This is a genomic window from Citrobacter sp. wls718, assembly GCF_005280945.1.
Taxonomy (GTDB): Bacteria; Pseudomonadota; Gammaproteobacteria; order Enterobacterales; family Enterobacteriaceae; genus Citrobacter; species Citrobacter gillenii.
In genome coordinates, this window is record NZ_SZWV01000033.1 from 2535 (window position 1) to 14935 (window position 12401).

Below are 12401 nucleotides of genomic sequence, written 5' to 3' on the forward strand. Positions count from 1 at the left end.
GGCATTAGAAGATGGTGAATGGTGCAATCACGATGAACTTCACGTCGCGCTCATCCTGGAACATGTTGCCGTAACCACCACTCCAGCTTGGGATGTCTGAATGGTTGTCGTATTGGGTGAAGTGCAGTTTAAACATCGTGCCTTTCGCACGACCGTCCTGCAGGGTGTAGACCGCATCCAGGCTGTAAGACGATTCTTCGATGGTACGATTTTTGTCGTAGTATGCATCCGGGTTAGTCTGCCAGGTCGATGGCTTCGCGTCCCAGGCGTAAACATAGGAGGCACCCACAGCCCAACCCGGCAGGTTCCAGTTTTTCAGGTCATACATTGCGCCAAAGAAAACCGCTTTTTCGCCGTTGGCGTTGAAGTCAGAGCGGTTATCCCACCACACGTCCAGACGACCGTTTGAGGAGGCATAGGTTGGCGTCATACGCTGCAGGAAATAGCCCTGCTGTCCGTCCGCTTTCACCCAGGTACCTTCCAGACGCAGATCAACCACTTCTGCCACTTTGTAGCCAAAGGTCAGCGCCTGCAGCCAGGCGGTACCGTCATAAATATTGTTAACGGTACGGTCATCAACCTTATCGCGTGCGCCGTAGAACTGATAGCTGGTGGTGAATGGATTGCCGCCTAAATCAAATTTGTAACTGGCTTTCGCGAAGTATTGATCGACATAGCCTTCGGACTGACCAAATGCCGCTTCCAGCAACAGGTTGTTTTTGAAGTCATATTTCGCGCCGACCGAATGAAGGTAATCTACCTTGGTCTTTTTATCGGCCTGATAGAATTTATCGACTTCGATGTGCCACGGTGCTTTATATTCGTTAGCCCACATGTAGGAGAAGCTCAGCGCACCGGCATCACCATAGTCAAAGTTAGCACCGGCTTCAGCACCCTGATAAGTACCCGGCATAAAGCTCCAGTGCGGAGCCAGCAACGTCTGCCCGGTGGGTTGAATATAACCAGCGCGCGCCCAGGTTGGGCCGTATTTGAATTTAGCTGCTGCTTTATAAAGGCTAATCCCGCTCTTATCGCCGGAGTAATCTTCGTCATAGCCTTTATTTTTGGAAGAGAATGCGATTTCGTTTGGATGACCGCTTTCGCTACTTTCGTTCATTTCAATAGCGGTAAATGCAGCGATATCAATACCAAACATATCAGCCGCGTAACCGGACTGGAAGTCGAGGTTGGCGTTCCAGGTGGAGTGCGAAAGGTTGGTTTTGTATTTGTCATGATCGGTCACATCTTTACGGTCACGCTCACGCTGCCAGTAATAGATGCCGCCGGTTAAGGTTGAGTCATCAATAAATCCTTCGGCATGTACCTGGGGAGCGACAACAAAACCCGACATTGCTGTGATACCGGCGATAGCCAGCGCCAGCGTACTACGTTTGCCACTAAACGTACGCATATGTTAATCCTCTTTGACGTATAACCCTTCGTCTTTCAAGCCGCATCTGCGTTGGCGTTCCTCGCTCATCCCAGTCACGTACTGATGTACGCTCTTGGGAATTCGCTGCGTCGCCGCCTTGATGCAACTCGAAATCCATTGGGTATAAAATGCTGCCAGTAAAAGCGGTCAGCGAAAAAACAAAAAGTAAAAAAAGTAGCGCTGAGAAAACCTCATTGACTACAATGAATAGACTATTTTTCGCGACGCGAATTATCAATCTCTTTTTGTAACCAGTATGTAAGAATATGAGCAATCGCACATATTTGATTGCTTTCTGTTACATTTTCATGTGCAGATATAAAAACGTTGAAAAATGAAAAAATGCTTGTTTTCCATATGGATGAAAGCGGTTACAGTCAGAGTCGTCCTCGGGCATAAGGTTTTGATAGGTAATTAACTAATTCTCAGGACACGACGTAATAATAATTAATTCGCTCTGCAAACAGAGCCAGTAATGCAGGATGTCGAGATAAAAAAAACGCCGCAGAGCGCGGCGTTTGACAGGGGGTATTGCAGCTTACTCGCCCACTTTAGCCCACGTATCACGCAGACCCACAGTACGGTTAAACACCAGCTTATCCGCCGTTGTATAGCGGCTATCGAGGCAGAAGTACCCTTCACGTTCAAACTGGAAGGCTTTACCCGCAACGGCAGCCTGCAGCGATGGTTCGCCATAGCCCTGTTTGATAACCAGTGAATCCGGGTTAATAACGGACAGGAAGTCATTCGCCGCCCCTGGGTTCGGCACGCTGAACAGACGATCGTACAGACGGATTTCAATTGGCAGTGCATGTGCCGCACTGACCCAATGAATAACGCCTTTGACTTTACGCCCATCGGCCGGATCTTTGCTCAGCGTGTCAGCGTCATAGGTGCAGAAAATAGTGGTGATATTGCCTTCTGCGTCTTTCTCAACACGCTCGGCTTTAACAACATACGCGTTGCGCAGACGCACTTCTTTGCCCATCACCAGACGCTTGTACTGCTTGTTGGCTTCTTCGCGGAAATCTGCGCGATCGATCCAAATCTCACCGCTGAACGGCACTTCACGGCTGCCCATTTCCGGTTTATTCGGATGGTTCGGCATAGTAACCAGTTCGCTTTCACCCTGCGGATAGTTTTCGATAACCAGTTTCACTGGATCGATAACCGCCATCGCGCGCGGTGCGTTTTCGTTGAGATCTTCACGAATACAGGATTCCAGAGAGGCGATCTCAATGGTGTTATCCTGCTTGGTCACGCCAATACGTTTACAGAACTCACGGATAGCGGCAGCAGTATAACCACGGCGACGCAGGCCAGAGATAGTCGGCATACGCGGATCGTCCCAGCCTTCAACGTGCTTGTCGGTGACCAGCAGGTTCAGCTTACGCTTGGACATCACGGTATATTCCAGATTCAGGCGCGAGAATTCGTACTGGCGCGGGTGAACCGGAATGGTGATGTTGTCCAGTACCCAATCGTACAGACGACGGTTGTCCTGGAACTCCAGCGTACACAGGGAATGCGTGATGCCTTCCAGCGCATCGCTGATGCAGTGGGTAAAGTCGTACATCGGGTAGATGCACCACTTATTACCGGTCTGGTGGTGCTCGGCAAATTTAATGCGGTACAGCACCGGGTCGCGCATGACGATAAACGGCGAGGCCATATCGATTTTCGCGCGCAGGCAGGCTTTCCCTTCTTCAAAACCACCGGTACGCATTTTTTCGAACAGCGCGAGGTTCTCTTCAACGCTACGATCGCGGTACGGGCTGTTTTTACCAGGCTGCGTCAAGGTGCCACGGTATTCACGGATCTCGTCAGCTGACAGTTCGTCGACGTACGCCAGGCCTTTGTTGATAAGCTCTACCGCATAGGCATGCAGCTGGTCGAAGTAATCCGACGAGTAGCGAATATCGCCAGTCCAGTGGAAACCTAACCATTCAACGTCATTTTTGATGGATTCAACGTACTCGATGTCTTCTTTAACCGGGTTCGTATCATCAAAACGCAGGTTGCACTGGCCCTGGTAATCTTGCGCAATACCAAAGTTCAGACAAATGGATTTCGCGTGGCCAATGTGCAGATAGCCATTTGGCTCCGGCGGAAAACGGGTATGGATAGTGGTGTGCTTACCACTGGCCAGATCTTCATCGATGATCTGACGAATAAAGTTACTCGGGCGGGCTTCAGCCTCACTCATCGTGGATTCCTCAAAGCGTAAACAACGTATAACGGCGTATGATCTTATAAGCAGGACTGACTGACAACCTTTAGTTACGCAAAATACGTATCAGACAGTCATTATGCGGGCATTTGCTGCAAAAAAAAGCGGCGGAGATTGCTCCCCGCCGCTGGTGACGCATTTCATGTTGCCGGATGGCAGCGCTTACGCCTTCTCCGGCCTACGCGCGATTACTTACTTTTAATCTCGTACAGTGGCGTTTGACCGGCAACCACATGGCCTTCGGCTTTAATCACCAGGCCACCGAAGTCATCGCTGTTGCTGCAGACAACCGGGCTAATCATTGAACGAGCATTGGCGTTCAGGTATTCCAGATCCATTTCCAGGATTGGCTGACCTGCTTTGACTTCCGCACCTTCTTCCACCAGACGCGTAAAGCCTTTACCTTCCAGCGCCACGGTATCGATACCCATGTGGACCACGATCTCCGCGCCTTTCAGCGTTTCCAGGCAGAACGCATGGTTGGTATTGAAGATTTTCACAATGGTACCCGCTGCCGGAGAAACCACGATTTTGTCGGTTGGTTTCACCGCCACGCCGTCGCCGACCGCTTTGCTGGCGAAGGCTTCATCAGGCACCTGCTCCAGCGCAACCACGTCACCGGTAATCGGAGAAACCAGCGCTTCAACGGTGACAGCATTCGCCACAGCCTGCGGTTTTGCAACCGGGGCTGCTGCAGGCGCGCTGTCAGCAGACGCTGCGGCAACTGGACCACGTGCGACAACTTTCTTCATTTCGTCGCCAATAGATTCCGCTTTCGCACCGACGATAACCTGAATAGTCTGCTTGTTCAGCTTAACCACACCGGAAGCACCCAGGCGTTTACACATTGCATCGCTCACTTTCGCGGAGTCGACAACGGTCAGACGCAGGCGAGTGATACAGGCATCAATGGCTTTCAGGTTATCGGTACCGCCAACCGCAGCAATGTAGCTGGTGGCCAGTTGTGCTAAACCTTCTTCGGTGTTGCTGTTGGCTTCGTCAGTAACAATTTCATCGTCTTTATCTTCGCGGCCCGGCGTTTTCAGGTTAAACATACGAATAACCGCGCTGAACAACACAAAGTAGATGACGAAGAACACCAGCCCCATCGCGACCAGCATCCAGACGTTCTTACTTGCAGCCGGCAAGTTGTACATCAACACGTAGTCGATAGCACCTGCGGAGAAGGAGAAGCCCGCGTGGATCCCCAGTAATGTCGCAACGAACAGGCTGATACCCGTTAACAATGCGCGCAGGAGATACAGCAATGGTGCCAGGAACATGAACAGGAATTCCAGCGGCTCGGTCACACCGGTCAGGAACGCGGTGATGGCCACGGACAACAGCATACCGCCAACCATCGGACGACGCGCTTTCGGAGCGGCAAAGTACATTGCCAGTGCCGCACCCGGCAGACCAAACATCATGATCGGGAAGAAGCCGGACATGAACATACCTGCAGTGCCGTCACCCGCGTAGAAGCGGTTGATGTCACCGTGGAAGACCGCACCTGCCGCGTTGGTGAATTCACCAATCTGGAACCAGGCGATGGTGTTCAGAACCTGATGCAGACCGGTTGGGATCAGCAGACGGTTGATGAAACCAAAAATACCGGAACCCAGCGCGCCAGCGCCCACGATCCACTCACCACCCGCATGGATGGCATTTTGTACCGGCGGCCATACGTAGCCGAAGATAGCCGCCAGAACCAGACAGAAGAAACCGGTGGCGATTGGCACAAAGCGTTTACCGCCGAAGAAGCTCAGGAAGTCAGGCAGTTTGATGCCAGACCAGCGGTTATACACGGCACCGCCGACCAGACCGGTAATGATACCTGCCAGCACACCCATATTGATCGCCGGGTTAATGGTAACCATTGCTTTGGTCAATATGAAATAACCCACTGCACCTGCCAACGCTGCCGCACCCGCACTGTCTTTAGACCAGCTGGATGCCACACCGATGGCAAATATTAACGCGAGGTTATCAAAGATGGCCCCACCCGCTTGCGCGATGAAGGCGACGTTAAGCAAATCTGGTTGGCCAAATCGCAGCAACAGTGCCGCGACAGGCAGCACAGCGATGGGGAGCTGTAACGCCCTACCCAGCCGCTGGAAAAAACCTAAAATATTCATTTTATTCCCCCTACGAGACCCCGATTAGGCTCCTTTGAAGCCATATTTTTATTGTGCGACCAATTCTGACAGCAAGATATTCTGGAACAACGATATTAACCATTCATCTACATTCAGAGTGTGTGGAAAATTAATTCGTATCGCAAATTAAAAGCGTGTTTTTTGTGATTACAGTCACCAAATATCGTTATTAACCCTCCCTTCCACTGGCTAACTACGAAAACTTATTTTATCATTCAAAAAATCGAAACGGATTGATCCTTACCGATGCAAAACCAGGTTACGCTTAATACTGCACAGCGACTCAATCCGCCAACTGCTTACATTGACTACTGAGGTGAAGAATGAGACTGATCCCCCTGAATACCGCTGAACAAGTCGGCAAATGGGCTGCTCGCCATATCGTTAACCGTATCAACGCGTTCAAACCAACGGCAGATCGTCCGTTCGTTCTGGGCCTGCCGACTGGCGGCACCCCACTGACAGCCTATAAAGCATTAGTCGAAATGCACAAAGCGGGCCAGGTTAGCTTCAAACATGTTGTCACATTTAATATGGACGAGTATGTTGGCCTGCCGAAAGAGCATCCAGAAAGCTACCACAGCTTCATGCATCGCAACTTCTTTGATCATGTTGATATTCCAGCAGAAAACATCAACCTCCTCAATGGTAACGCACCAGATATCGATGCAGAATGCCGTCAATATGAAGAAAAAATCCGTTCCTACGGTAAAATCCACCTGTTTATGGGGGGTGTAGGCAACGACGGGCACATCGCATTTAACGAACCGGCGTCGTCTTTAGCCTCTCGTACACGTATCAAAACGCTGACCCACGACACACGCGTGGCGAACTCTCGTTTCTTTGACGGTGACGTAAGCCAGGTGCCGAAATATGCGCTGACCGTTGGCGTGGGTACACTGCTTGATGCCGAAGAAGTGATGATTCTGGTGCTGGGCCACCAAAAAGCGCAGGCTCTGCAGGCTGCCGTTGAAGGTAACGTCAACCATATGTGGACCATCAGCTGCCTGCAACTGCATCCAAAAGCCGTTGTGGTTTGCGATGAACCTTCCACAATGGAACTGAAAGTGAAGACGCTGAAATACTTTAACGAGTTAGAAGCCGAAAATATTAAAGGTCTGTAATGCTGTTTCCGCCCAGCCGAAAGCGTTGCAGGGCGGCATTTTTTTGAAATCGGGGGTCGGAATGTATGCTTTAACCCAGGGCCGGATCTTTACCGGTCACGAAATTCTTGATGACCATGCGATTGTCGTCGCTGATGGCCTGATAGCCAGCGTTTGCCCACTGGCTGAATTACCGCCGGAGATTGAACAACGCTCATTGAATGGGGCCATTCTTTCCCCCGGTTTTATTGATGTGCAGTTAAACGGCTGCGGCGGCGTGCAGTTCAACGATACGGCAGAAGCTGTGACCGTTGAAACGCTGGAAATCATGCAGAAAGCTAACGAGAAATCGGGCTGCACTAACTACCTGCCTACGCTTATCACCACCAGCGATGAGTTGATGAAACAAGGCGTTCGCGTGATGCGTGAATACCTGGCAAAACACCCGAATCAGGCATTAGGACTTCACCTTGAAGGCCCATGGCTGAATCTGGTGAAAAAAGGTACCCATAACCCAAGTTTTGTTCGTCAGCCTGACGCTGCGCTGGTCGACTTCCTGTGCGATAATGCCGATGTGATCACCAAAGTTACGCTGGCACCAGAAATGGTTCCTGCTGACGTGATCACCCGACTGGTCAATGCCGGTATTGTCGTTTCAGCGGGTCACTCAAACGCGACGGTAAAAGAAGCCAAAATCGGTTTCCGTGCGGGCATTACCTTTGCAACACACCTGTTCAACGCCATGCCTTACATTACTGGCCGCGAACCGGGTCTGGCTGGTGCCATCCTTGATGAAGCCGATATTTATTGCGGTATCATCGCCGATGGTCTGCACGTCGATTACGTTAACATCCGTAACGCTAAACGCCTGAAAGGTGACAAGCTGTGCCTGGTGACCGACGCCACCGCGCCGGCGGGTGCAAATATTGAACAGTTCATTTTCGCTGGTAAAACAATATACTACCGCAATGGACTGTGTGTGGATGAGAACGGCACACTGAGCGGCTCGTCATTAACCATGATTGAAGGTGTACGTAATCTGGTTGAACATTGCGGCATTGCGCTGGATGAAGTGCTGCGTATGGCAACACTCTACCCCGCTCGCGCCATCGGCGTGGACAAGCAACTCGGCAGTATCGCCCCTGGCAAAGTCGCCAACCTGACCGCGTTCACACACGACTTTAAAATTATCAAGACCATCGTTAATGGCAACGAGGTCGTTACAGAGTAAGAGAAAGAATGACACCAGGCGGACAAGCTCAAATAGGTAATGTTGATCTCGTAAAACAGCTTAACAGCGCGGCAGTTTATCGCCTGATTGACCAGCATGGGCCAATCTCGCGCATCCAGATTGCCGAACAGAGCCAGCTTGCTCCCGCCAGCGTAACTAAAATTACGCGCCAGCTTATTGAACGCGGGCTGATCAAAGAAGTGGATCAGCAGGCCTCCACCGGGGGCCGCCGCGCTATCTCTATCGTCACTGAAACACGCAATTTCCACGCCATTGGCGTGCGTCTTGGCCGTCATGACACTACGCTAACGCTGTACGATATGAGCAGCAAAGCCGTCGCTGAGGAGTACTACCCCTTACCCGAGCGCACCCAGGAAACGCTGGAACATGCGCTACTCAATACCATTGCCACCTTTATGGACAGCTGCCAACGGAAAGTCCGTGAGCTAATTGCCATCTCCGTTATTCTGCCAGGCCTGGTTGACCCAGAAAGTGGCGTCATTCGCTATATGCCGCATATTCAGGTTGAAAACTGGGGGCTGGTCGAGGCGCTGGAAAAACGGTTCCAGGTGACCTGCTTTGTTGGCCACGATATCCGTAGTCTGGCACTTGCCGAGCACTATTTCGGGGCAAGTCAGGACTGCGAAGACTCCATTCTGGTGCGAGTGCATCGCGGAACCGGTGCCGGGATCATCTCCAATGGCCGCATTTTTATTGGCCGTAACGGCAACGTTGGCGAGATTGGCCATATTCAGGTAGAGCCGTTGGGCGAGCGCTGTCACTGCGGTAACTTTGGTTGTCTGGAAACTATCGCGGCCAACGCGTCCATCGAGCATCGCGTGCAAAACTTACTCAAGCAAGGTTATCCAAGTCGGCTAACGCTTGATGATTGCAGTATCAAATCTATCTGTAAGGCTGCCAACAAAGGCGATAACCTGGCATCGGAAGTGATTGAGCACGTGGGCCGCCACCTGGGTAAAACTATCGCTATAGCCATCAACCTGTTTAACCCACAAAAAATCGTTATTGCTGGTGAGATTACAGAGGCAGATAAGGTCCTGCTGCCAGCGATCGAAAGCTGCATTAATGCCCAAGCGTTGAAGGCATTTCGCCACAATTTACCCGTGGTTCGCTCCACGCTGGACCACCGTTCCGCCATTGGCGCATTTGCGCTGGTGAAACGCGCCATGCTCAACGGAACGTTGCTACAACGTTTGCTGGAAAGCTAATACACCTCACTCTTCAAGCTGCCTCTGTATCGCTGAGGCAACTCGAATAATTGAGTGTATTTTATGTATAGTAACGCCTTCTTATTTTGATGTCGGATTGTCCATGGCCATTAAGAATGTAATTTGTGATATCGACGGCGTGCTGATGCACGACAATGTTGCCGTACCGGGTGCGGCAGAATTTTTGACCGGCGTGATGGAGAAAGGCTTGCCGTTAGTCCTGTTGACTAACTACCCTTCGCAGACCGGACAGGATCTGGCAAACCGCTTTGCCACCGCAGGTGTCAATGTTCCTGACAGCGTGTTTTATACCTCAGCCATGGCTACCGCCGATTTCCTGCGTCGCCAGGAAGGAAAAAAAGCCTATGTTGTCGGTGAAGGCGCACTGATCCACGAACTGTACAAAGCGGGCTTCACCATTACCGACGTTAACCCCGATTTTGTGATCGTCGGCGAGACGCGTTCCTACAACTGGGACATGATGCATAAAGCGGCATACTTTGTGGCCAATGGCGCACGTTTCATTGCCACCAACCCGGATACGCACGGTCGCGGTTTTTATCCTGCCTGTGGTGCGCTGTGCGCCGGTATTGAGAAGATTTCAGGCCGTGAGCCCTTCTACGTAGGTAAACCCAGCCCGTGGATTATCCGCGCGGCACTCAACAAAATGCAGGCGCACTCGGAAGAGACCGTCATTGTTGGCGACAACCTGCGTACCGATATTCTGGCTGGCTTCCAGGCCGGTCTTGAAACTATCCTGGTGCTGTCTGGCATTTCCACCCTTGATGATATCGACAGCATGCCGTTCCGACCAAGCTGGATCTACCCGTCCGTTGCCGAGATAGATGTTATTTAAGCAACGCTGTGCCGGATAACCCTAAGAACACGTTAACCGGCACACTAAATAACCTCATCTAATAAAACCGCCATTTTTCTGGCGATTCATCAATAAATACGCTCATTACATACTCTTTTTTCACTATTCAACAATCATCATTGAGTTTTTTCTTTTCTCCTCACCAAACTCCTTGCGCCCTCTGCGGCTTTACGGCATTTTCTTTATTAAGCAAACATAAAAAGCATCACGCAACAGGTTAACGGAGAAGGTTATGTGTTCTATTTTTGGCGTATTTGATATTAAAACCGACGCAGTTGAGCTGCGTAAAAAAGCCCTCGAGCTGTCTCGTCTGATGCGCCACCGCGGCCCGGACTGGTCGGGTATTTACGCCAGTGATAACGCGATCCTGGCACATGAACGTCTGTCCATTGTCGACGTTAACGCCGGTGCTCAACCGTTATACAACGTGAAAAAGACGCATATCCTGGCGGTAAACGGCGAGATTTATAACCATCAGGCGTTACGTGCTGAATACGGCGATCGCTATCAGTTCCAGACCGGTTCCGACTGCGAAGTTATCCTTGCGCTGTACCAGGAAAAAGGGCCTGAATTCCTTGACGACCTGCAGGGCATGTTCGCCTTCGCACTGTACGACAGCGAGCAGGATGCGTATCTGATCGGCCGCGATCACATTGGGATTATCCCGCTGTACATGGGTCATGATGAACACGGCAACTTGTACGTGGCGTCTGAGATGAAAGCGCTGGTTCCTGTTTGCCGCACCATTAAAGAATTCCCGGCCGGTAGCTACCTGTGGAGCAAAGACGGAGAAATCCGTCAGTACTATCAGCGCGACTGGTTCGAATACGATGCCGTAAAAGACAATGTGACGGATAAAGACGAACTGCGTCAGGCGCTGGAAGATGCGGTTAAAAGCCATCTGATGTCAGATGTGCCTTATGGTGTGCTGCTGTCTGGTGGCCTGGATTCGTCCGTGATTTCCGCTATCACCAAAAAATATGCAGCGCGCCGTGTTGAAGATCAAGAGCGCAGTGAAGCCTGGTGGCCGCAACTGCACTCCTTCGCCGTGGGCCTGAAAGGCGCACCGGATCTGAAAGCCGCTCAGGAAGTCGCCAACCACCTGGGGACCGTACACCACGAGATCCATTTCACCGTACAGGAAGGCCTGGATGCCATCCGCGATGTGATTTATCACATTGAAACCTATGACGTCACCACCATTCGCGCCTCAACACCGATGTACTTAATGTCAAGAAAAATCAAAGCGATGGGCATTAAAATGGTGCTGTCAGGCGAAGGTTCTGATGAAGTATTTGGCGGCTATCTTTATTTTCACAAAGCGCCGGACGCAAAAGAACTGCACGAAGAAACAGTACGTAAACTGCAGGCACTGCATATGTTCGACTGCGCCCGAGCCAACAAAGCCATGTCGGCCTGGGGCGTTGAAGCCCGCGTACCGTTCCTCGACAAGAAATTCCTCGATGTCGCGATGCGCATCAACCCACAGGATAAAATGTGCGGTAACGGAAAGATGGAAAAACATGTCCTGCGTGAATGTTTTGAATCCTACCTGCCAGCCAGCATTGCATGGCGTCAGAAGGAGCAGTTCTCTGACGGCGTCGGTTATAGCTGGATTGACACGCTGAAAGAAGTGGCGGCAGAGCACGTTTCCGATCAACAACTGGAAACCGCCAGCTTCCGCTTCCCGTACAACACACCATCGTCTAAAGAAGCGTATTTGTACCGTGAGATTTTTGAAGAGCTGTTCCCGGTAGCCAGCGCTGCCGAGTGTGTGCCGGGTGGCCCGTCCGTCGCCTGTTCTTCTGCCAAAGCCATCGAATGGGACGAAGCGTTCAAAACCATGAACGATCCATCAGGCCGTGCGGTTGGCGTGCACCAGTCGGCTTATAAGTAAGCCCATCATCCACTAAGAGCCCTGAGGGGCTCTTTTTTTATGTCGGTTTTACGTGCGGAAAAACAATTAATAACGAATAATTGCCGAATATTGCGTCACGCTGTTCGCAACCTAACCAAACAGTCACATTCCAGCTATTTTCAATGAAAAAGGGGTTGACGCTTCAAGGCTCAATACGCATAATGCGCCCCGCAACGCCGATAAGGTAACGCGAAAAAAAGATGGCTACGTAGCTCAGCTGGTTAG

At 51.2% G+C, this 12401-nt stretch carries 8 protein-coding genes; 5 read left to right on the forward strand and 3 right to left on the reverse strand.

Annotation, left to right across the window (positions count from 1 at the left end; all coding sequences use genetic code 11):
• Positions 1-4 precede the first annotated feature (4 nt).
• From chiP to nagE, 3 genes are all read right to left on the reverse strand, one after another.
• Entirely contained in the window at positions 5-1411 is a 1407-nt protein-coding gene (gene chiP / locus FDW95_RS05600) for a chitoporin (RefSeq protein WP_115259087.1), read from the reverse strand.
• Between the two features lie 559 nt (positions 1412-1970).
• The gene (gene glnS, locus FDW95_RS05605; RefSeq protein ID WP_115259088.1) at positions 1971-3638 is read right to left on the reverse strand and encodes a glutamine--tRNA ligase; all 1668 of its coding nucleotides are present in this window, start codon (positions 3636-3638) and stop codon (positions 1971-1973) included.
• Between the two features lie 212 nt (positions 3639-3850).
• Positions 3851-5797: a PTS N-acetyl glucosamine transporter subunit IIABC gene (nagE, locus tag FDW95_RS05610; RefSeq protein ID WP_137363436.1), complete on the reverse strand. Its 1947-nt coding sequence runs from the start codon at positions 5795-5797 to the stop codon at positions 3851-3853.
• 344 nt (positions 5798-6141) lie between these two features.
• On the opposite strand from nagE, the gene nagB reads away from it, so the two are divergent.
• The 5 genes from nagB (at position 6142) to asnB (ending at position 12155) form a co-directional block, all read left to right on the forward strand.
• Positions 6142-6942 carry a glucosamine-6-phosphate deaminase gene (gene nagB, locus FDW95_RS05615; protein ID WP_003022803.1) on the forward strand — a complete coding sequence of 267 codons (801 nt, stop codon included), beginning with the start codon at positions 6142-6144 and terminating at the stop codon, positions 6940-6942.
• A 61-nt stretch (positions 6943-7003) separates the two neighbouring features.
• Positions 7004-8152, forward strand: a complete 1149-nt coding sequence (gene nagA, locus FDW95_RS05620; protein ID WP_115259090.1) for an N-acetylglucosamine-6-phosphate deacetylase — start codon at positions 7004-7006, stop codon at positions 8150-8152.
• 8 nt (positions 8153-8160) lie between these two features.
• Positions 8161-9381 carry an N-acetylglucosamine repressor gene (locus FDW95_RS05625; protein ID WP_137363437.1) on the forward strand — a complete coding sequence of 407 codons (1221 nt, stop codon included), beginning with the start codon at positions 8161-8163 and terminating at the stop codon, positions 9379-9381.
• A 103-nt stretch (positions 9382-9484) separates the two neighbouring features.
• Positions 9485-10237, forward strand: a complete 753-nt coding sequence (nagD, locus tag FDW95_RS05630) for a ribonucleotide monophosphatase NagD (RefSeq protein ID WP_096757877.1) — start codon at positions 9485-9487, stop codon at positions 10235-10237.
• Positions 10238-10490: 253 nt separating this feature from the next.
• Positions 10491-12155 (forward strand): asparagine synthase B, encoded by a 1665-nt coding sequence (asnB, locus tag FDW95_RS05635; protein WP_096757878.1) that lies wholly within the window; start codon positions 10491-10493, stop codon positions 12153-12155.
• The last annotated feature ends 246 nt before the right edge of the window (positions 12156-12401 follow it).